The sequence below is a fragment of the Peribacillus psychrosaccharolyticus ATCC 23296 genome (assembly GCF_000305495.1).
Lineage (GTDB): Bacteria > Bacillota > Bacilli > Bacillales > DSM-1321 > Peribacillus > Peribacillus psychrosaccharolyticus.
The window spans coordinates 69,528-90,831 of sequence record NZ_AJTN02000193.1 but is presented as its reverse complement, the minus strand read 5'-3'; the positions used below and the strand labels follow the sequence as shown (position 1 = coordinate 90,831).

18 protein-coding genes are annotated in these 21,304 nt (G+C 40.0%); 5 read left to right on the top strand and 13 right to left on the bottom strand.

Features of this window, described 5'->3' with window-relative positions; all coding sequences use genetic code 11:
- The first annotated feature begins 43 nt into the window (after positions 1-43).
- Positions 44-1,111, top strand: a complete 1,068-nt coding sequence (rlmN, locus tag WYK_RS11775) for a dual-specificity RNA methyltransferase RlmN (protein WP_040374684.1) — start codon at positions 44-46, stop codon at positions 1,109-1,111.
- 267 nt (positions 1,112-1,378) lie between these two features.
- A complete protein-coding gene (locus tag WYK_RS11770) occupies positions 1,379-2,239 on the top strand; it encodes an SAM hydrolase/SAM-dependent halogenase family protein (RefSeq protein WP_040374683.1) in 861 nt (286 codons plus the stop codon).
- A gap of 49 nt (positions 2,240-2,288) precedes the next feature.
- On the opposite strand, the gene WYK_RS11765 is transcribed toward WYK_RS11770, so the two are convergent.
- From WYK_RS11765 to WYK_RS11730, 8 genes are all read right to left on the bottom strand, one after another.
- Complete coding sequence (locus WYK_RS11765; RefSeq protein WP_051387460.1) at positions 2,289-2,825, bottom strand: hypothetical protein; 537 nt, start codon at positions 2,823-2,825, stop codon at positions 2,289-2,291.
- Positions 2,815-4,560 (bottom strand): sensor histidine kinase, encoded by a 1,746-nt coding sequence (locus WYK_RS11760; RefSeq protein ID WP_040374682.1) that lies wholly within the window; start codon positions 4,558-4,560, stop codon positions 2,815-2,817. The genes WYK_RS11765 and WYK_RS11760 overlap by 11 nt, the downstream gene beginning before the upstream one ends.
- Entirely contained in the window at positions 4,557-5,237 is a 681-nt protein-coding gene (locus WYK_RS11755; protein WP_040374681.1) for a response regulator transcription factor, read from the bottom strand. Before WYK_RS11755 ends, WYK_RS11760 begins: the two co-directional genes overlap by 4 nt.
- Positions 5,238-5,313: 76 nt before the next feature.
- Positions 5,314-5,781 (bottom strand): DUF4148 domain-containing protein, encoded by a 468-nt coding sequence (locus WYK_RS11750; protein WP_051387459.1) that lies wholly within the window; start codon positions 5,779-5,781, stop codon positions 5,314-5,316.
- Positions 5,782-5,920: 139 nt separating this feature from the next.
- Positions 5,921-6,256, bottom strand: a complete 336-nt coding sequence (locus tag WYK_RS11745; protein WP_040374680.1) for a heme oxygenase — start codon at positions 6,254-6,256, stop codon at positions 5,921-5,923.
- Positions 6,257-6,357: 101 nt separating this feature from the next.
- Positions 6,358-7,065: a pseudouridine synthase gene (locus WYK_RS11740; RefSeq protein WP_040374679.1), complete on the bottom strand. Its 708-nt coding sequence runs from the start codon at positions 7,063-7,065 to the stop codon at positions 6,358-6,360.
- 178 nt (positions 7,066-7,243) lie between these two features.
- On the bottom strand, positions 7,244-7,972 hold the full coding sequence (locus WYK_RS11735) for an amino acid ABC transporter ATP-binding protein (protein ID WP_040374678.1): 729 nt from the start codon (positions 7,970-7,972) through the stop codon (positions 7,244-7,246).
- Positions 7,959-9,398 (bottom strand): amino acid ABC transporter substrate-binding protein/permease, encoded by a 1,440-nt coding sequence (locus tag WYK_RS11730; protein WP_040374677.1) that lies wholly within the window; start codon positions 9,396-9,398, stop codon positions 7,959-7,961. Before WYK_RS11730 ends, WYK_RS11735 begins: the two co-directional genes overlap by 14 nt.
- A 404-nt stretch (positions 9,399-9,802) precedes the next feature.
- Between WYK_RS11730 and WYK_RS11725 the strand changes: the two genes are divergently transcribed.
- Positions 9,803-11,248, top strand: coding sequence for a DEAD/DEAH box helicase (locus WYK_RS11725; RefSeq protein WP_040374676.1), 1,446 nt, complete (start codon positions 9,803-9,805; stop codon positions 11,246-11,248).
- Positions 11,249-11,293: 45 nt separating this feature from the next.
- On the opposite strand, the gene WYK_RS11720 is transcribed toward WYK_RS11725, so the two are convergent.
- Entirely contained in the window at positions 11,294-12,070 is a 777-nt protein-coding gene (locus tag WYK_RS11720) for a nucleotidyltransferase domain-containing protein (protein WP_040374675.1), read from the bottom strand.
- Positions 12,071-12,085: 15 nt separating this feature from the next.
- The gene (locus WYK_RS11715) at positions 12,086-12,274 is read right to left on the bottom strand and encodes an SE1832 family protein (RefSeq protein ID WP_235782493.1); all 189 of its coding nucleotides are present in this window, start codon (positions 12,272-12,274) and stop codon (positions 12,086-12,088) included.
- Positions 12,275-12,523: 249 nt separating this feature from the next.
- On the opposite strand from WYK_RS11715, the gene pulA reads away from it, so the two are divergent.
- Positions 12,524-14,452, top strand: a complete 1,929-nt coding sequence (gene pulA / locus WYK_RS11710) for a type I pullulanase (RefSeq protein ID WP_051387458.1) — start codon at positions 12,524-12,526, stop codon at positions 14,450-14,452.
- A 43-nt stretch (positions 14,453-14,495) separates the two neighbouring features.
- Here pulA and cstA read toward each other — a convergent pair whose 3' ends face one another.
- From cstA to WYK_RS11695, 3 genes are all read right to left on the bottom strand, one after another.
- Positions 14,496-16,298 (bottom strand): carbon starvation protein CstA, encoded by a 1,803-nt coding sequence (cstA, locus tag WYK_RS11705; protein WP_040374673.1) that lies wholly within the window; start codon positions 16,296-16,298, stop codon positions 14,496-14,498.
- 156 nt (positions 16,299-16,454) lie between these two features.
- The gene (locus WYK_RS11700) at positions 16,455-17,171 is read right to left on the bottom strand and encodes a LytR/AlgR family response regulator transcription factor (RefSeq protein ID WP_040374672.1); all 717 of its coding nucleotides are present in this window, start codon (positions 17,169-17,171) and stop codon (positions 16,455-16,457) included.
- Position 17,172: 1 nt separating this feature from the next.
- Positions 17,173-18,933: a sensor histidine kinase gene (locus WYK_RS11695; RefSeq protein ID WP_040374671.1), complete on the bottom strand. Its 1,761-nt coding sequence runs from the start codon at positions 18,931-18,933 to the stop codon at positions 17,173-17,175.
- Between the two features lie 190 nt (positions 18,934-19,123).
- Between WYK_RS11695 and WYK_RS11690 the strand changes: the two genes are divergently transcribed.
- Complete coding sequence (locus tag WYK_RS11690) at positions 19,124-21,166, top strand: catalase (protein WP_040374670.1); 2,043 nt, start codon at positions 19,124-19,126, stop codon at positions 21,164-21,166.
- The last annotated feature ends 138 nt before the right edge of the window (positions 21,167-21,304 follow it).

Sequence of the window (21,304 nt, the reverse complement as noted above, 5' to 3'; positions counted from 1 at the left end):
AGTAATAGTAGAAAAGTTATCAATACGAGAAGAGGGTTAAGGAATGAGGAAAGAGTCCATTTATGGATTAACATTTGAACAACTGACCGAGTGGCTAATGGAACACGGACATAAAAAATATAGAGCGACACAAGTTTGGGACTATCTATATCGGAAGCGGGCAACTGATTTCAGTGAAATGACTGATGTAAATACTGACTGTATTCAGGTATTGGCTGAAAACTTTTCCATTCAAACACTGACAGAGCATGTTAAGCAGGAATCTGCGGATGGAACGGTTAAGTTTTTATTCAAGCTGAAGGATGGCAATTTAATTGAGACAGTTCTAATGAAGCATAAATATGGTCTCTCTGTTTGTGTGACGACGCAGGTTGGATGTAATATTGGCTGCAGCTTCTGTGCGAGCGGATTATTAGCCAAAAACCGCGACTTATCGGGCGGAGAGATTGTTGAACAGATAATGAACGTACAACTTTACTTGGATAAAAAAGAGCAGGGTGAAAATGTCAGTCATATCGTTGTAATGGGCATTGGCGAGCCATTTGATAACTTTGAAAATATGCTGAATTTCATTCATGTTGTGACCGACCGAAAGGGGTTAGCAATTGCTGCAAGAAGGATTACCGTGTCAACGAGCGGCTTGGCTAACAAGCTGTATGAATTCACAGATGCCCAACTGCAGGTTAACCTTGCGATTTCACTTCATGCACCCAATAATGAGCTTAGAACGAAAATTATGAAAATTAATCGTGCATTTCCAATTGAAAAACTTATGGAAGCACTTGATTATTACTTAGCTAAGACAAATCGTAGAATTACGATTGAATATATTTTATTGAAGGATTTAAATGATCACCCAGAAGAAGCTGAGCAGCTTGCCGATCTTCTAGAGAATAAAAAACAGCGTGTGTATGTCAATCTGATTCCATATAACCCAGTTGATGAACATAGTCAGTATCAACGCAGTGACCAAGAATCAGTTCTAGCGTTTTATGATACATTGAAAAAAAGAGGCGTAAACTGCAAAATTCGTCAGGAGCATGGGACGGATATCGATGCAGCCTGCGGACAGCTTCGTAGTAAGCAAATGAAAAAAGCAGAAGCTAAATAAGCACTTGGGATATGGGTAATAAGCATGGATTGAAGAACCTACTTCGACCATGCTTTTTTTCATTGACTTACTAAGAGATAAAAAGTTAGAATATTGGTAATATAAAGATTTGTCATTAGGGTCAGAGGCTGGACGATGATTAGTTCTGTCTCCATTTAAAAGAAACCATGTGAATAACACCAAGTCCTTTTAATGTTAATTGATAAGGATAGGGTGTTTTTATTTTATAAATTACTCAATAAAGACCCTTTCAGATGGAGGTACATAATGGTTAACTTATTGGTTTTTCAGTCGGATTTTGGAATTAGTGACGGTGCAGTTAGTGCGATGTATGGGGTGGCCCTATCGGTAAATAAAGAGCTGAAAATCAGTGATATTACTCACGACATTCCCCCGTTTAATGTGTGGGAAGGGTCCTATCGTCTGTTGCAGACTGTACCATATTGGCCTAACGGTACGGTTTTTGTTTCAGTCGTTGATCCAGGAGTAGGCTGTGACCGCCGAAGTATCGTCGTCAAGACTACAGATGAACAATATATTGTAACACCAGATAACGGAACACTCACCCATCTAAAGAAAAAGGTTGGAATCACAGCTGTCCGCATGATAGATGAGACAGTTAATCGTCTGCCGCGTTCTGGTGAGTCCTATACGTTTCATGGCCGTGATGTTTATGCATATACCGGTGCCCGGCTTGCAGCAGGTATTATTGATTTTGAAGAGGTGGGTCCTGAAATTCCGGTTGACTCACTTGTTGGATTTCCACTTGCTGATGCGTGTCTAAGTGATAATCGTATTACAGGTATTATTGAAATTCTCGATATACGCTTCGGTAATCTTTGGACAAATATCCCTCGAACTATCTTTAACCAATTAAAAGTTGAGATCGGCGAGAGGGTCACTGTTGAGATAGAAAACGGGAATCAACAAGTCTATGCCTATTCTATGACGTATGGAAGGTCATTTGCTGATAGTTCGTTAGGGGAAGCACTTATATATGTAAATTCACTTGATAATATGGGGATTGCGCTTAATCAGGCATCATTTGCGAAGACATATAAGATTGGGACGGGAAGCAGGTGGAGGATAAACATTCATAAAGAACGGATTGTCAAAGCTGAGTTTTAGTATAGGAGAAACTCAAAAGGAGAAAGTCAAAATGAGCTTCTCCTTTTGATTATTGAAGCGTTATCGTTTTCTGCCATGTAACTTGTTCTTTTGCCTCATTTTCGAAATAGAAAATGACTTCTCCTGTTTCTCCCTTCCACGATGAATCATAGGAAAACCCCATAAATTGTCCATTACCGCTGATATAAAAGCCCTTTATGCCTGTCCCGCCATTACTGATGGCTTCTTGGGTGGTATTCGTAACATCATGGTTTGATTGCCAGGCCATCTTAGCAAGACTGTATCCATCCGGCAGCTTCTTAACTGAAAAATAAAACTGATCAGGTGGTTCCTCTTGAGTTTGGTCAATGATCATGAGAACTTTTTCTTTTGCGGGATCAATTTCATTGTTTTGATCTCTATCTTTTAGATCTCCATCGCTTTTTTTATCATTATTTTCGTTCTCTTGCTGCTCACTTTCTGGTTCTTTTGTCACGTTAGTATTCTCTTCGTCTTTAGGCGGTTCTGTACGGTTATCTGGGCTGCATGCTGTCAGGACGATAAAAAGAGACATGAATACTAGATAGCGTTTGATGTTACATTTCATTTGTATTCCTCTCGCTTTCTTTTAATCTAAAGAAAAAGACAACTCCAACGGCTGTGTTTTCTGCCCCAAAAGATCGTCCATGGAGATGTAAGATTTGACTGACAATAGCCAGGCCTAATCCTGTACCGCCGGATTTACGGCTTCTCGAGTACTCGGTTCGGTAAAACTTTTCCCAAATCCGCTCCATTTGGTTGATGGGAATCTGCTCGCCTTTGTTTTCAATTCGAACTTCGATTTCATCTGCTATGTTTAATAGAGTGACATAGATGGATGACCGAGGAGAGGCATGGGTTATGGCATTGCTTAACAGATTGACGAGTACTTGTTCGATTCTTTTTTGATCTGCTTGGACAATTCCATGTGTATGATTGGTGATCACAACTTCTAGGGATTTCTGAGCAAGTTGTTGAGTGAATGTATCAAGTACACGGTTGATTAAGTGACTGACGGAAAAGGATTTTATATGAAGCTGAACAGCTTCCGCCTCATATTTTGATAGCAAAAGTAAGTCCATAATGATCTCATTCATATGATCGACCTCATGCAAGATATGAGAGAGGTAGCGTTCTTTTTTATGTTCAGCTACTCCATCCTGAAGTCCTTCTGCGAATCCTTTGATAATTCCAAGCGGCGTTTTTAATTCATGTGAGACATTCCCGGTGAATTCTTTATGTAGTTGTAAGAGTTCTTGTTTTTTATCCATATCCTTATGCAACTGTTGATTAGCAGTCTCTAACTCCTTTAATGTCGCTTTCAAGTTATCGGACATCGTCTGAAGACTAGCGGAGAGAGCCCCGAATTCATCATTAGAATGAGATGGAGTTTTGATAGAAAAATCGAGATCAGCCATACGTCGTGCAGTTTGGCTTAAAGATATTAACGGTTTAGATAGAATACGTGAGTAAAAGCCAGAAATAATAACAAGCAGGATAATGCCGAATGCTGCAAAATAAAGAAAATATTGTTGAATCATTTCGACTGCTTCATCCACTGGCTGAAGAGTCGTGGAGGCAGCCAGATAATAGGGATCTCCATTAAGTTCTATCTTCTGGATGAGCAGAACATAGGGGACGCCGCTCCATTGATCGGTCCATTTGTATTGAATCGTATCATTATTCAGCAAATCTTTATTGGTCGTTATATTAATCCAGCTGCGTAAGATTTCTTGATTTAAATTATCCTGAAAATAAGCGTTAAACGATCGGTTTTTAGGAAGTGTATAATTAGTTACCGTGCCCTCAATCATTTCTAATCCTTGCTCTGGCGGTACAGTAGACGGTGCAGACAGCGTAACAGGTTGAATGATGGTTTCTGCTTCATCCAAATAGAACCCGTCAACACGCAGACTATCCCCTTGTTTAATCTGGCTAGGGACATCATTTAATTGAATGCCCTCACCAGAAAGTAATATGGTTTTGTTCTCTCCGTCTGCCAGCAGCTCAATACGATAGGAATATAAAGGCTGATTGGTAAAATCCTTGTTTAACAGGGAAAGTGCCGCATTATTTTGATTCATAAATTCCCCTGTTAATTCAGCTGTCTTGCCTTCATCTTCAGTGTACTTCGAGAGAATAGGACCGAATGTTTTTAGGTTTTTACTTAATTGGCCAATTTTATTTTCAAAGTAAAATTTCTCAAAAAATAAAACTTGGCTGAGCAGAAGAAGGAAATAAAAGAGGGAGAAGCAGATAAACGTCACCATAAATAGCTTTAGAACAACGGAGCTTTTCTTCATTTTTCTGCCTCGAATCGATAGCCCGCACGAATAACGGTAACAATTCTTTCACTTTCATTTCCTAATTTAGCCCGCAATTTTTTTATATGGGTATCAACGGTCCGAATATCCCCAAAATAATCAAATCCCCAAACGGCATTTAAAATAGTATCTCGTGAAAGAACAATTCCTTTATTTCGGACTAAATAAATAAGCAGATCATATTCTTTCGGCGACAAGTCTATGTCTGCTCCGGCAATCGTTACGGAGTAGGACTTGGTGTTCAATTCTAGCGAACCGAATTGCAGCAAAAATTCTTCCCCGCTTATTCTTCCTTCTGCTCGTTTCAATAAGGCCTTAGCCTGTGCCACTAATACCCTTGGACTAAAGGGCTTTGTGACATAATCATCAGCGCCGAGCTCGTATCCTAACACCTTATCATCATCTTCGCCCTTGGCGGTCAGCATGATAATGGGTACGTCAGAAGATTTTCTAATCTGCTTGCATACCGTCCACCCATCTAATTCGGGGAGCATAATATCCAGAATGACCAAATCAATGGAATGTCGCTCAAAAAGATCTAATGCCAGTACCCCAGTTTCCGCTTCATAGATAGTCCACTGTTCGTTTTCGAAATAGTCAGTCACGATTTCGCGGACGAGCGCTTCATCTTCGACCAATAATAGGTTATGTTTCAAGGAAAGTTCACCTCTTTATCCCAAGAAATCCTTATTGCCCTAGTATAACGGGGCAATAAGGATTAAGGAAACGATATCATTTGTTAATGCCATATATCCCAAGCTTCTTATTGAATTTACTCATCCAAACCTCACCATTTCCAGTCATTGCACCTTTATAGTTCACAAATACTTTATCCGATTTTTGTTTGAGAACAGAGTTTTTCACCTTTTTTGTCATGATGGCCTTGTATTCTTTAATAAACTGTTTTTGATTTTTGATGACTTTTGTTTTTCCATTGCTATTCACATTCAGCGGGTAATAAACGAGGTTAGAAACGGCTTTCTTGTCATTTTTAGCTACAGCTTTTTGTAATTTAGTAAAATAAGTGTTGAATTCCTTTTGTGTAAAACCGGCAACATAGAATTTATCTTTTGTCGATTGTACGGTTTGTGTGGTCTTAGTATTTTGAGATTGAGTCGTTGCTGCCAGAGCGGGAGCAGTAATAACAGATGTGGAAAGAGCAAGTGCCAAAACAGCTGCGGTCATCCGAGTTTTTTTCATTTTTAGTACCTCCTAATTTGGTGTACCCAAAGAATACTATGTTGATGTGACCAACAAGTGTACAAATGAAAAAAGATCAATCATTAGGAAAGAGGGGACAAAAAAGAGGCTGCAGATGAGTGCGCCTCTTCATGAAGATTTATTTCGTGATTGCTTCTTTAACTGCAGCTACTTCGTAGGTAATTAATTCACTGCCGATAATGGGTGATTCTTTTTTAGCTCCATCTGCACTTGGTTCAGGACGTTTGTGAGCAGCTTTAAAGGCATCACTATTTCTCCAAGCAGTAAAATTATCAAGGTTTTCCCAGTACATGTTTACATTCAATTCATCATAGTCTTCTAGGTTTTGTGTTAAAAGTACTTCTACTTTTACGAAGCCCTCAGTGGTATCCAGCGGGCCAGGTGCTGTAAACCCTGGAGCCATAACTGCACCCATGCCTTTTTTTACCTTGATTCTATTGGTTACGATTAGCATAATACACATCTCCTTAGTTAAAGTCATTCTATCTTTAGTATTATTGATAGCATTTATAAAATCAAGAATGAGAGATGATTATTTTTCCATAAAAAATAGTTTTACCATTCTTTTGGTTCGTAGTTTAAATCCTCAAACAGTTGATTGCGTTCTTTCTTTGTTAGATCACGCCATTGGCCAACCGGAAGACTACCTAGCTGTATATTCATAATCCTTACCCGCTGCAAACGATACACTTCATAGCCTAGTTCGGCACACATGCGGCGAATTTGACGATTTAGTCCTTGAGTGAGAATAATTTTAAAATCAAATTTGGAAAGTTGAGTCACTTCACACGGTAAGGTTTTCGTATCAAGGATTTTTACTCCAGAAGCCATTTTCTCCAAAAATTCTGGTGTTATGGGCTTATCTACTGAAACAATATATTCTTTTTCATGCCTATTTTCAGCTCGAAGTATCTCATTCACGATATCGCCATCATTGGTAAGGAGAATTAACCCCTCTGATTCCTTATCAAGGCGTCCAATATGTGAAATTCTCAGAGGATGATTAACTAAATCAATAATATTCCCTTTAACTTTTTTCTCTGATGTGCTCGTGATACCTACAGGTTTATTTAAAGCGATATAGACATTGTTTTTCACAATACCGATTTGGGCTCCGCTGACGCGAATATCATCACCAGGTTCCACTTGATCACCTATTTTGGCGATTTTTCCATTAATGGTTACTCTGCCTTCACTGACTAATTTATCCGCTCCGCGTCTGGAGGCTTTTCCAGATTCGCTTATAAATTTATTAATTCTCAAAGCTTGGACACTTCCTTTTTATAGAGTTTACTGCCTTGCCTTGAAAAGAAGAGGCAGATACGCTATTTATCTTCTTTAACAATACAATAGGTAATTACCCACATGCAATATTCTTAGAGACCCCCAAACCAAAAACGCTGAAGTAAGAGAACTCCAGCGTTTAATAGCAGCGTAATTTTTATAAAACTTTATCCAAGAAGTCCTGTGTCCTTGGATGTGTAGGGTTAGTAAACACTTCTGCAGGTGTACCTTTTTCAACAACCAATCCGCCATCCATGAAGATAACTTGGTTGGCTACTTCCCTAGCAAAGCCCATTTCATGTGTAACGATGACCATTGTCATGCCTTCAGTTGCCAACTGTTGAATAACTGCCAGTACTTCTCCGACCATTTCCGGATCTAAGGCGCTTGTTGGTTCATCAAACAGCATAATATCAGGATTCATGGCCAACGCTCTAGCAATGGCGACACGTTGCTTTTGTCCGCCGGATAGTTGAGCGGGTCTTGCATTCGCTTTATCTGCCAGACCAACACGGTCTAATAGTTTCAATGCAATTTCTTTGGCCTCTGCTTTTGTATTTTTCTTTAATTCTATTGGAGAAAGCGTGATATTATCTAAAACCGATAAATGAGGAAATAAGTTAAAGTGTTGAAAAACCATTCCAATATTTTCTCGAACTTTATTAATATTGACTTTCTTATCTGTCAGCAGTGTATGATCGATCATCACTTCTCCGCCATTTACTTCCTCTAATAAATTCATACAGCGTAAAAGGGTACTTTTCCCTGAACCAGAGGGACCAATCAGGCAAACAACTTCACCTTCCTGTACCTCAAGATCAATGCCCTTAAGCACTTCTAATGAACCATATGATTTTTTCAACTGATTGACCTTAAGCTTTGCCATTCTGGATTCTCCTTTCTAAACGCTGCGATACTTTTGTTAAAATCATGATGATAATAAAGTACATTAAACCAACGATTAACCACATATTGAATGATTCTAAATTTCTGGCAATAATGATCTTTCCGCTTTGGGTTAATTCATTAATTCCTATGATTGAGAGAATGGACGTATCTTTCAATGTGATGATAAATTGATTAATGAAAGAAGGAATCATTAACGTAATGGCTTGAGGAAGAACAACCTTTGCCATCGCTTTTTTGTAAGGAAGACCTAAGCTTCGCGCAGCCTCCATTTGGCCCTTATCAACGGATTCAATACCTCCGCGGACAATCTCAGCCATATAGGCTCCAGCATTTAAACTAAGGGTCAAAAGACCTGCAGTAATTGCTGAAATACGGAAATCAAGTGCAGCAGGAACGCCGAAGTAGAAGAAGAACGCTTGTACAATCAGAGGTGTTCCACGGAATATATCCACATAAATACTGCCCAGCATATTTAACGCTTTATTTTTAGCAACTCGGCATAAACCGAATACAATTCCGAGTATGGATGCGATAATCAAAGAAACAACCGTCAGCATCAACGTCATACCTAATCCCTTTAGCAGACTTGGATAGCTCGATTTTATTAAACCGATGACCCCTTTATCTTCATCGCTTTTAGGGGCTGATAAATAAGTGTCTAAGATCTTGTCGTACTCGCCTGATTCTTTTAAGTTACTTAGTCCTTCATTAAATTGTTGAATAAGTTCAGGATTTTGTCCTTTAGAAACGGCAAAACCATACGATCCGCCTGATTCTTTCTCTGTCACTAATTCAAGTCCGTTACCTTGGTTGGCACCGTATGCAAGGACTGGGTAATCATCAAAAACAGCAGTAGAGTTGCCAGTTTTGACGTCATCATACATATTGGCTGAATCATCGAATGTGACAATTTTAAAACCGTATTTATCCTTAATACTAGTAGCAAAGCTGGCACCTTCTGTACCTGTTTTAACTGCGACTTTTTTTCCTTTTAAATCTTTATATTCTTTTATTTCGTCATTGCCTTCTTTAACGGCCATGACCACACCGGAATCAAAATATGGATCAGAGAAATCAAATTTGTTTTTCCGTTCATCGGTGATGCTCATACCGGCAATGACGCCGTCTACTTGTTTGGACTCAAGAGCTTGTACGGCAGCATTAAACCCTAAGGGCTTAATTTCTACTTTAAATCCTTGGTCTTCAGCAATCGCGTTAAGTAAATCGATATCAATACCGACATACTCACCGTTTGTTTCTTGAAATTCAAATGGTGCAAAAGTAATATCTGTAGCAATTTGATAGGTCTTTTCGTCTGTTGTTGCTGCTTGAGCGAATGGAGCTATAAATGATAGTAATAAGGTCATTAATGCAATCATTAACGGTTGTCGAAATTTCCTCATGATTTCCTCCTTGATATATGTTAGGAATAAAAATAATTATAGATAAATACTCTCTCTAGTGGTATTTACCCAATAATAAATGAAAATAAGAGTTTAATGTAATTTTTTTTTGAGAAAGTAAAATTAGCTTTCTCATTTGCCTCTGTTAGGATGAATTTATAAACAAAGAGTTCGTTCCACGTGAAACAAGATGACCCTTTAAAGTTAAATCTTGTTTTTAAATGGTGGTTATGTAGTTATGTTTTCCTGTGAATATGGACTGATGGTTGTGTTATCATTCCCCTTGTTTCTTGTAAAAACCTCATTATGGTCCTTTTTCGAGTATAATGGGAAGTTGGATATAATATAAGTAGAACGGACATGGGTTAGGCAATACGATACTATACAATAAATGAGGCAGTTATATGACGAAAAGAAAATTCACAGACTACGCATTAAGTGATGAAATTGTACGTGCACTTGAAAGTTTAGGGTTTACTTCGCCGACAGAGGTGCAAAATGAAGTCATTCCAGTAGCATTGAAAAAACAGGACCTGGTTGTAAAATCACAAACGGGTAGTGGGAAGACAGCGGCATTTGGGATTCCTATTTGTGAAATGGTTGATTGGGCAGAAAACAAACCACAGGCCTTAATTCTTTCACCTACACGTGAACTGGCTGTTCAAGTGAAGGAAGATATCACTAATATCGGTCGTTATAAACGAATAAAAGCAACGGCGGTTTATGGAAAACAGCCATTTGCTCCACAGGCAGCTGAGTTAAAGCAAAAGAGCCATGTAGTGGTTGGAACACCAGGCCGCGTCCTTGACCATATTGAGAAGGGTACGCTTGCTTTAGATCGTTTGAGCTATCTGGTAATAGATGAGGCAGATGAGATGCTGAACATGGGTTTTATTGATCAAGTAGAAGCGATTATCCATGAACTGCCGAAAAAACGGGTGACGATGCTGTTTTCAGCTACACTTCCTGAAGATATCAAACAATTATCAAACAAACATATGAAAAACCCTACTGATATTGAAATAAAAGCAACGGGTTTAACAACGGATAAAATTGATCACTATGTTATGGAAACCGCAGATAGTGATAAAACGGCATTGCTTCACAATCTGATGGTGGTAGAAAATCCGGATAGCTGCATTATTTTCTGCCGGACTAAGGATCGGGTTGATCAGCTCTGTGATGATCTGGCGGATTTGAATTACCCAGTGGATAAGATTCACGGTGGAATGGAGCAAAAGGACAGATTGGATGTCATGAATGAGTTCAAGCGGGGAGAATTCCGTTATTTAGTGGCTACAGATGTGGCAGCAAGAGGCATTGATATTGACAGCATCACGCATGTCATTAATTATGATCTGCCATTAGAAAAAGAAAGCTATGTTCACCGCACAGGCAGAACTGGCCGTGCCGGTAAAAAGGGGAAAGCCATTACGTTGGTTACGCCATTTGAGGATAAATTCTTGATTGAAATCGAAAGCTATATTGGGTTTAGTATCCCAAGAATCAAGGCTCCTTCTAACGAAGAAAAAAGCAACAGCCAAGCTGATTTTGAAAAGAAGCTGGCTGCTCAGCCAACTATTAAAAAATCTAAAAGTGACCAGTTAAATAGTCAAATCATGAAGCTCTATTTTAATGGAGGCAAGAAAAAGAAAATCCGTGCTGTTGATTTTGTTGGAACCATCGCTAAGATTAATGGCGTTTCAGCTGAAGATATTGGGATCATCACCATTCAGGATACCGTCTCATATGTTGAAATCCTTAACGGAAAAGGACCGCTAGTGTTAAAAGCTATGAAAAACACAACCATAAAAGGTAAACAACTAAAGGTTCACGAAGCCTTAAAATAAGTTAGGAAAACAGTTCACAGCATATGTGAGCTGTTTTTTTAATGATTAGGGACGGCACCAGACCTCATTCAAGGCATCTCTAAATAGGTTATTTAGGAGTTCAGTGGAATCCTTCTTGTAAGCAGCCGCTGTTGCTGTGTACGTACTTAATGCGATCAGTTCCTTTTCGATGAAGTGGTGGATGATCTGAACGTCGATCTTAGCAGATGGAATATTTCCGCTGCGTTTATTCATAACCAGCGTGTTCACTTCATTTTTTAGTAGTCCATCGGGAAGAACAGCACCTGCTAATCTGGAAAAGTCTACTGGTGGAAATCCAGGATGAACAATCATCCACTTACACGCAAGAATAGGACGCAGGATCGTAAGATAGATTTTTGTCGATACTTGCGCTTTTTTTAGCAGTGTACGATAGTTGGCTTTTGCCATATTCAAATAGTGAAGCAGGCAGGTATCAGTTGAGTAAACGGCATCAAAAAGACCCCGCATATTATCGATTACTGAATAGGGCTGTACATATACAATTTCTGAATACAGCCATTCGAGAAGAGATGGATTCGATTTACGGTAAAGTTGAAGGGCCTTTGTTAATTCCCAACCGTTCATATCCAGCTGTTCACAAATCGGCCGTTCAATTACGTTTCGGTATTGATCAATGGAGAGATACCAATCTTTTGTATGAAGATAAATGAAGCGTACATCATAGTCACTATCTGGGGAAGGAAACCCAAAGGCTCGGCTTCCAGATTCACATGCATAAAGAATTTTCACTTGAAAGTGTTCTTCTATTCTTTTTAGCTCAGCACTTATTTTATCGATCATAATAAAACCTTAGATTTATTCTTCATCTAAATCTAACCGCTGCTGATAGAGGGCTTTTAGTTCATCCTGAAGTCTGTCTAGTTGTTTTTCAATTGGGCCGCTGTTTCCATTCACAGAATCCAACTTTTCCATATCATCTTGTAATCGTACGAATTCGGCTTTGACGTCGGCGATTTTATAGTCGAGGGTTTCCTTATTCATCATGACATCTCCTTTTACTTTTTTCTATTCATACCATAAAAAAGATAATTTGTGAATGAGGGTAAACGGCTTTAAACAGTACGTTAGACTTTCCGAAAAGTTTTTTGCCTGTTACTTATGACACAGGGAAGTGAATATGCTGCTTTAATCTTACATAAGCTTATTTAGAAATGATCCTAAGAACTGATGGAGACACTTGCTTATTATCTTGTTTGAAAATGCTGGAAATGTGGAAAAAGTATAACGGGAAATTTGTCGAAGGAGGTCTTCGTTATCGAACATATCAACCAGCACTCATATATAGAGGCAAGGAGCACCGCAGAGGAAATTGACCGCCTTTTTTATTATGATGGTCAGGATTTAGGGAATCGGTATCATGAACAGGCAACTGTCTTTCGTTTATGGGCACCGCTTGCAGCTGAAGTAAGATTAGTACGATATGAACAAGAGGAAGAAAGCGGGAAAGAAATGATAATGGAGCGTTCCGAGAAGGGAACGTGGACAGCAAAGTTAGATGGTGACCAGGACGGCCTGGTGTATACGTATAAAGTAAAAAGTAATGAACAGTGGAATGAAGTCGTTGATCCGTATGCACGTGCTGTTACGGTTAATGGTGAGAAGGGAGTCGTAGTCAACCTTATGAGCACGAATCCTGAGAATTGGTCGACTGAGAAGCCTCAGCATTCTTCAGTGATGGACACGATTATTTATGAACTTCATATTCGTGATGCCTCCATTCATCCGGAAAGCGGGATGGTTCATAAAGGTAAATATTTAGGGTTAGCTGAGACAGGGACGACAGGACCAACAGGTATGGAGACAGGGCTTGATTATATTAAAAGCTTAGGTGTGACACATGTACAGCTGCTGCCAATGTTTGATTACGCAACAGTCGATGAAGCAGACTTAGATCTTTTACAATATAACTGGGGGTATGACCCGAATCATTTCAATGCCCCAGAAGGCTCCTATGCAACAGATCCCTTCGAACCGAAAACAAGAATTAAAGAAATGAAACAAATGATTCAATCTTTTCACGACCAAGGGTTACGAGTGATTATGGACGTGGTGTACAATCATGTCTATTCAGTTGAAGACTCTTCTTTTAACAAACTAGTGCCTGGTTATTATTTTCGATACCACAACGATCAATTAGTCAACGGGACAGGCGTAGGAAATGACACGGCGTCAGAGCGGATGATGATGAGAAAATTTATTGTTGATTCTGTTTCGTATTGGGCACACGAATATCACTTGGATGGGTTTCGCTTTGATTTAATGGGGATACATGATGTTGAAACGATGAATCAGGTGCGCCAAGCCTTGGATGACATTGATCCAAGTATCATTCTCCTGGGGGAAGGATGGGATTTACATACAACGCTTCCCGCAGACCAAAAAGCGAATCAGAAAAATGCCTCCTTGATGCCAAGAATTGCTCAATTTAATGATTATTTTCGTGACAGCTTGAAGGGAAATACGTTTGACAGGACCCAAAAAGGCTTTATCAGCCATTACCCTGGTCTTGAAGAAAATATAAAAAAAGGAGTTTGTGCAAGGGGCTATGACCATACCGCGACCTTTACCAGCCCAAGTCAGGTGGTTACTTATGCAGAAGCCCATGATAACCATACACTTTGGGATAAGCTCCAAATTACGAACAAAGAGTTACCGCCTTCAATTCGTAAGCGTATGCACCGTCTTGCTTCAGCTATCCTCTTAACCTCTCAGGGTATTCCTTTTCTTCATGCAGGACAGGAATTTATGAGGACAAAAAGCGGAGAGGAAAATAGTTATAAGTCACCGGACATCATTAATCAGCTAGATTGGAGACGGTCTGCAGAATATGCTGAGGATATCGAATACATCAAGGGGCTGATTACGCTTCGTAAAACCTATCCGAGCTTCCGTTTGGAATCGTATCAGTTAATTTATCAGAACTTAAACTGGATCGAGGCTCCAGCTAATGTCATAGCATACAGATTGTCTGGTCAACCAAATGAATTGGTTGTGGTTTATAATAGCAATCCGTGGGAAGTAGAAGTCAACTTGCCCTTAAAAGGGGATTGGTCAGTCCTTGTAGATAGTGAAAAAGCCGGGATAGAAGACATTGCAGTATATAAAGCAAGCTCTGTAAACGTATCAGAAATCAGCACGCTTATCTTAAAAAAGAATGACTAAGAAGATAAAATTAACCGCCCCAATCTAATTGGGGCGGTCGTCTTTATGCTGATTTAGTTGATTGAGCAGCTAATTCCGCTTGCGGAATCTTCCATAGCTCGGTCCACTTTTTTATCGAAGTAACGATGATGATTAAGCCTAACACCAACATAATGATGGAAAGAACCCCATTGATTACACTATATCCTGCTGATGCGGAATTCAGATACACGTTCTTAACCATCCAGTATCCGGCCACATTCACAGTTATGTATAGGTAAGCGAGCGGAATCAGGCAGGTAAGGATATACCAGCGTTTGTCAGCAATTTTTAGAATAACAGTCGTACCAACAATTAAGCCAATCGATGCCATCAACTGATTAGAAACACCGAAGAGCGCCCAAATCGAGCTGATGTCTCCGGAGTAGAGCAAGTAGCCCCAGACGAAGCAGGCTAAAGCGCTGGCAAATAGATTACCAGGCAGCCAATCAACGCGCTTAAGCGGTTTATAAAATTCGCCGAAGAAGTCTTGAATTAGATAACGGGCAACGCGCGTACCTGAATCAATGGCCGTTAGTATAAATACCGCTTCGAAAAGGATAACAAATTGGAAAAAATAAGAAGCTAATTTCTCAAACCATGGAATAGCCGTGAAGATATAGGTCATTCCAACAGCTAAGGTAACTGCTCCGCCTGTTCTGCCTTCTAAATCCATGCCGATTTCTTTACTTAGTTCACCTAAATGAACAGTTTGCATACCTAGTGTTTCAAAAACCTCAGGAGAGGAGTTGATGGCAAAATAATCTCCGGGCTGTAGGGCAACCGCAGCAATTAAGGCCATGATTGCAACTAAACATTCTACAAGCATCGCACCAAATGCGACTGGTTTAATATCACTCCAGCGATTTAGCATTTTAGGTGTGGTTCCTGAACCAACAAATGCATGAAAACCGGAAATAGCTCCACAAGCGATTGTGATTGAAATAAAGGGCCACACGGGACCAGCTACAATCGGACCGCCGCCATTAATAAATTCAGTAAATGCAGGAAACTGAATATCTGGATTAACCACAAATACACCAATGATTAAGGCAATGAATACACCGATTTTCATAAAAGTACTTAGATAATCACGAGGTGCCAGCAAGAGCCACACTGGTAATGCCGCTGCAAAAAAGGCATAAATTGGCAGAATAAGAGCTAGTGTGCTTGCTTCAAGGGATAAGAAATCTCCAAATGCCGTGTTTTGAATTTGTGGTCCTAAAAAAATACCGGCCATGATTAAGATGAAGCCGACAATTGTTGCCCATTTTAGGTTTCCGGTGAGTTTATGGTAGATACCTACGCCCATAGCTATTGGAATCGTAATTCCAACGGCAAATGTTCCCCAAGGGTTATTTTCCAAGGCATGTAACACAACCATAGAAAGGCCGGCCATAGTAATAGTAATGATGAAAAGCATAGCTAGACCTGTACAAAAACCGGCTACAGGACCTAATTCTTTCTTAGCTACCTCAGAAAGAGACTTTCCATCTTGACGCATTGAAGCGAATAAGACGACTGCATCATGAACCGCCCCTCCGACGACTGCTCCAATTAACAGCCAGAGTAATCCTGGCAAATAACCGAATTGGGCCGCGAGAATGGGGCCAACAAGTGGACCTGCTGCGGCGATAGCAGCAAAATGATGTCCGAATGTCACCCACTTATTTGTTGGAACATAGTCCTTTCCGTCTTCAAGTGTGTGTGCTGGTGTCGGAATGGACTCATTGAGTTTTAATACCTTGGCAGCCATAAAGGTACCGTATAAACGATAGGCAATTAATAAGATACAGATTGATCCGATTACTACTGTAACTGCATTCATTTTTCATCCTCCCCAATATTGTTGTAACGTCATTTTACTAAATAAAAACGCTTACATTGGGTTTTCACTTCAAAACACCAAAATACTGGATGTGAAATACATAATTGCACCATTGAAATACATTCATTACAGTTGGATCAGGAGGCCCTTAAGAGATTAAAAACCGATGAGCTCCTTTAAATCTTTTACATACGTACGAGAAACAGGGACTTTTACTCCGTTTTTCATGGTGATGTTGTAAGTCGAATTAAACCAAGGCTCAATTTCACTGATATGTTCAACATTTACAAGATAGCTTCGGTGGACTCGGATAAAAATAGAGCCGCTTAACTTCTTTTCCAGCATAATCAGGGTTTCACTGATTGTATATGCCTGATTATCCGTGAAAATGGTGCATTTCCCCTCTGCTGATGTCATATAAAGAATCGATTCGCAATCTATTAAAAGAATCCGGCCTTCCAGTGAAACGGCAATCCTTTTAGGATTAGTCGAAATAGCGGGGTTCCTTTTTGTCTTTTGCAGGATGATCTTTTCAATTGTCTGTTGGATCCGTTTTTCGTCAAATGGTTTTAAGATATAATCACTCGCCCCTAAGTCAAACGCTTGAAGGGCAAATTCATCATAAGCAGTCGCAAATACAATAGAGGGTATAGGATTTAGTTCCTGCAGACGTTTTGCCAGCTGCAGGCCATTATGGTCTGAGATTTCGATATCAACGAAGACGAGGTCAGGTTGATCGGCAGAAATGGCTTCGAATGCTTCTTCAAAAGACTCTGCTTCTCCGGTAATTTCCACCTGTTTACTGCGAAGCAGCAGATACCGTAGTTCATCCCTCGCAAGTGGTTCATCATCAACAATATATACCTTCAGCATGTTAGTCAGAAACTCCTTTTTGATCCATAGGTATGGTAATTTTGATTGTTGTTCCTGGGCTGCAGGAATTTGATTGAATAGATAGGCCAGCGCGGCCGTTATATATACCATCAAGTCTTTGTTTGATATTGTAAATAGCCGTTCCTGTCCCTTTTTCAGAGGCAACAATTTTTTTTCCTAACTCCAAAATTCGTTCGTCTGATATGCCTTGTCCATTATCTTGTACCGAGATATAAAGAAATCCCTTGTGAGTATAAATCGTTATCGTAATTTCTCCTTGTACGTTCAATCTTGAAAATGCATGGTGAATCGTATTTTCAATGAGCGGCTGAAGAGTGAAAGGAGGAATTAGAATTTTTTCAAGGCCCGGGGCAAGCGAATACGTCATCTTATATCGTTCAGGGAAACGGGCTTGCTCTAGTAATAGATAAGCTTGTACATGTTCGAGCTCCTTCTCAAGTGGAATCAGCAATTGGCGGGCACCTTGCAGATTACTGCGAAAGAAGGAACTGAGACCGAGTAAGAGTGATCGGGCTTTTTCTGAGTCTGTCCGGCATAAAACAGAGATAGTATTAATGCTGTTAAATAAAAAGTGCGGATGTACTTGAGCCTGCAGGGCTTTAATTTCTGCATCTTTTAACAGACGAGTCTGCTTTTCTGCTTCCGCTAATTCAAGCTGAGTAGAAAATAAGTTTGCTAGTCCTTCAGCGAGCTCCTGGTGGACGTCATCAAGTTTATTTGGATTTGTAAAGTACATTTTTAACGTACCCACTGTCTCCTGGTGAACTTTTAACGGAAGAACGACGGCTGCCGCTAATGGACAGTCTTTATGCATGCAGTAAATATTATCTTTGGATCTGGCAATCAATAATTCTCCGAGTTGAAGAGCTTCTCTGGTTAATCCAGTCTCCAATCCTTTGAGCGGTATATGGTGGTCACTTCCTGCACCTGCATGAGCTAATACTTGTTTATCATCTGTAATGGCGATTGCATCGGCATTTGTCAGGTTGAGGACGATGTTAGCAATGGCATTGCAAGAATCCGGGTTCAGGCCTTTACGGAAGAAAGGAAGAGTCTGGTCAGTAATACGAAAGGCACGATTAGTTTGCAGCACTCGTGTTCGCTGATCATCTCGAATGATCGCCTGAAGAATGAAAACGAACAATAATGAACCTAAACCATTTATAAAAATCATCGGTAAACCAATAACCTGGACAAGTGCTAGTGCTTGTTCGAATGGTTTCGCAGAAAGTAAAATAATTACCATTTGAAATGCTTCCATAATCATACCGATTCCTACAGCAAATATCGGTGTAATTTCTCCACCCTTCCTCCGTCGCTGTCTTCCTAATAAGCCAGCAGCAATCCCTGCAGCTACTGATGATATTGCACAGGCTGCTGCTGTAAAGCCCCCGAGAGATAAACGGTGGATGCCCGCGATTAACCCAATGCCAAGGCCGACCCAAGGTCCCCCTAGTAATCCACCGATTCCAATCCCCATTACACGTGTATTGGCTAATGCATGCTCGGAACCGACCGCTGTGAGCCATTCTGAATGAACAATTGAATGATTGCTTATTTCTATTCCAGTATAATTACTGATGATTCCAAAAAAACCGAACAAAATAATGAGCTGAAATTTTCCAGGTAGGTTTTGTTCATAATTAACGAGTTTTCGAAAGGACTTCATTTGTGATAACAAGAAAGCGAGTATGACAATAATTCCAACTCTTTCAATCATTAATGGCAATAAAGTAATCAAGATATCCCCTTTAACATCCATAGTCTTTTCTATCGATTTTAACTAAATAGTGGTTTTTTGTCGATTCTAGTTTTTTTATTTGTTTGAATAGTCTTGTTTAACTTTAAAAATATCGTGGTAAACGTTAAGAAAAAGCAGCAAAAATTTATACAGACTTTTTATAGAGAAGTAGAGGGAGGACTTGAACAAGATGACTAATAAACATGAAAACAGTAAGGATCAGCAGCTTGAGGCGTACCGAGTTGATGATGCGGGCACAAAATTAACGACTAATCAGGGGCTGCGTGTTTCTGAAGATGAGCACTCCTTAAAAGCGGGTGAACGTGGACCGACATTAATGGAGGATTTTCATTTTCGTGAAAAAATGACTCATTTTGACCATGAACGAATTCCAGAACGTATTGTTCATGCTCGTGGATATGGTGCACATGGATACTTCCAGCCTTATGAATCAATGAAGGAATACACCAGTGCTGGTTTTCTTCAAGATCCTTCCATAAAAACACCTGTATTTGTACGTTTTTCTACCGTGGCAGGTTCGCGTGGTTCAGCAGACACAGTTCGTGATGTAAGGGGCTTTGCTACAAAGTTTTATACAGAAGAAGGAAACTATGATCTAGTTGGTAATAACATCCCGGTGTTTTTTATACAAGATGCTATTAAGTTCCCGGATTTGGTTCATTCTTTCAAACCAGAACCGCATAATGAAATACCGCAGGCACAAACTGCACATGATACGTTCTGGGACTTTGTAACGGCCAATACTGAGACAGCACATATGATTATGTGGCATTTGTCTGACCGGGCTATTCCCCGCAGCTATCGAATGATGGAAGGATTCGGGGTAAATACCTTCCGCTTTGTAAATGAACTGGGTAAGTCTCATTTTGTGAAGTTTCATTGGAAACCAAAACTAGGGGTCCATTCTCTCGTTTGGGACGAAGCCCAAAAACTAGCTGGTAAGGATCCTGACTTCCATCGCCGTGATCTTTATGAAGCAATCGAGATGGGCGAGTATCCTGAATTTGAGTTAGGGGTTCAGCTCATTAAAGAAGAAGATGAATTTGCTTTTGATTTTGATATTCTTGATCCAACCAAGCTTTGGCCGGAAGAAATCATTCCAGTTAAAATCATCGGAAAAATGACTCTCGACCGAAATCCGGATAATGTCTTTGCTGAGACAGAGCAAGTTGCCTTCCATCTTGGAAATGTCGTACCTGGAATAGACTTTTCAAATGACCCAATGCTTCAAGGACGTCTCTTCTCTTATACCGATACACAACTTTCACGTCTTGGCGGTCCAAATTTCCATGAACTTCCGATTAACCGCTCGGTTGCACCAGTTCATAATAATCAACGTGACGGGATGCACCGTATGGCGATAAATAAAGGACAAGTCAGCTATCATAAAAATGGATTACAAGCTAATGCACCCGAGCCGGCTTCAGAAAAAGATGGTGGATATGTACATTATCAGGAAAAGGTAGATGGCCGAAAAGTTCGAGCTCGCAGTGAGAGCTTTAAAGATCATTACAGCCAAGCCATTCTTTTCTGGAATAGCATGACGGAAGTTGAGAAACAGCATATTATTGAAGCCTTCCAGTTCGAAGTAGGAAAACTGAAAAGCAAAGAAATTCAACAACGGGTAGTCGATATGTTCGCAAATGTTGATTTCAGGATTGCTAAGGAACTTGCTTTAGCAGTTGGCGCATCTGTACCTGAAACGGGAAATGTTCCAGATGGCAGTCCAGCTTCAGCCAGCTTGAGCCAAGAAACCAGCGTGAAGCTCCCAAATACACGTAAAGTAGCTGTTTTAGCTGATCATGGTTTTGATTATGCTGAGTTTACTCAATTAAAAGCAGATTTAACAGGAGCAGGAATACTTGTTGAAGTCGTGAGTAAAAACCTAGGAGCCATCCTTAGCAGCAATGGAGAGGAAGTTCCTGTTGATCATACGTTCCTGACAGCAGACTCTGTCCAATTTGACGCAGTCTATGTTGCAGGAGGGAAAGATGGGGTTACTAACCTTCTAGCAAGTAAGAAAGCTCCAGCCTTCCTGCTAGAAGCCTATAGTCACTTCAAGTCTGTAGGAGCTGGCACAGATGCACTTGATTTATTAACAGCAGCTGGCATTACATCACAAGATCCAGCTGAAGGGGTAATTGCAGGCGCTGATCATAAAGCCTTTATTCAAGCAGTAACGCAAGCGCGTCATTGGTCAAGAATCGTATAAATAAGAAAAGAGGTTCGGAATGGTTTATTCCGAACCTCTTTCTGCGTTTTAAACGTATTTATGGATTTTTTCTTGCTTATCAAAGTCCAGCCGGCTTCGAATACACATTCTAATCAACAGCCCCATTTTAGAAACTAA

What these genes read in the sequence shown, in the direction of transcription:
- rlmN (WP_040374684.1), top strand. Translation starts at nt 44, where the DNA reads ATGAGGAAAGAGTCCATTTATGGATTAACATTTGAACAACTGACCGAG.
- WYK_RS11770 (WP_040374683.1), top strand. Translation starts at nt 1,379, where the DNA reads ATGGTTAACTTATTGGTTTTTCAGTCGGATTTTGGAATTAGTGACGGT.
- WYK_RS11765 (WP_051387460.1), bottom strand. Translation starts at nt 2,825, where the DNA reads ATGAAATGTAACATCAAACGCTATCTAGTATTCATGTCTCTTTTTATC.
- WYK_RS11760 (WP_040374682.1), bottom strand. Translation starts at nt 4,560, where the DNA reads ATGAAGAAAAGCTCCGTTGTTCTAAAGCTATTTATGGTGACGTTTATC.
- WYK_RS11750 (WP_051387459.1), bottom strand. Translation starts at nt 5,781, where the DNA reads ATGAAAAAAACTCGGATGACCGCAGCTGTTTTGGCACTTGCTCTTTCC.
- WYK_RS11745 (WP_040374680.1), bottom strand. Translation starts at nt 6,256, where the DNA reads ATGCTAATCGTAACCAATAGAATCAAGGTAAAAAAAGGCATGGGTGCA.
- WYK_RS11735 (WP_040374678.1), bottom strand. Translation starts at nt 7,972, where the DNA reads ATGGCAAAGCTTAAGGTCAATCAGTTGAAAAAATCATATGGTTCATTA.
- WYK_RS11730 (WP_040374677.1), bottom strand. Translation starts at nt 9,398, where the DNA reads ATGAGGAAATTTCGACAACCGTTAATGATTGCATTAATGACCTTATTA.
- WYK_RS11725 (WP_040374676.1), top strand. Translation starts at nt 9,803, where the DNA reads ATGACGAAAAGAAAATTCACAGACTACGCATTAAGTGATGAAATTGTA.
- WYK_RS11720 (WP_040374675.1), bottom strand. Translation starts at nt 12,070, where the DNA reads ATGATCGATAAAATAAGTGCTGAGCTAAAAAGAATAGAAGAACACTTT.
- WYK_RS11715 (WP_235782493.1), bottom strand. Translation starts at nt 12,274, where the DNA reads ATGATGAATAAGGAAACCCTCGACTATAAAATCGCCGACGTCAAAGCC.
- cstA (WP_040374673.1), bottom strand. Translation starts at nt 16,298, where the DNA reads ATGAATGCAGTTACAGTAGTAATCGGATCAATCTGTATCTTATTAATT.
- WYK_RS11700 (WP_040374672.1), bottom strand. Translation starts at nt 17,171, where the DNA reads ATGCTGAAGGTATATATTGTTGATGATGAACCACTTGCGAGGGATGAA.
- WYK_RS11690 (WP_040374670.1), top strand. Translation starts at nt 19,124, where the DNA reads ATGACTAATAAACATGAAAACAGTAAGGATCAGCAGCTTGAGGCGTAC.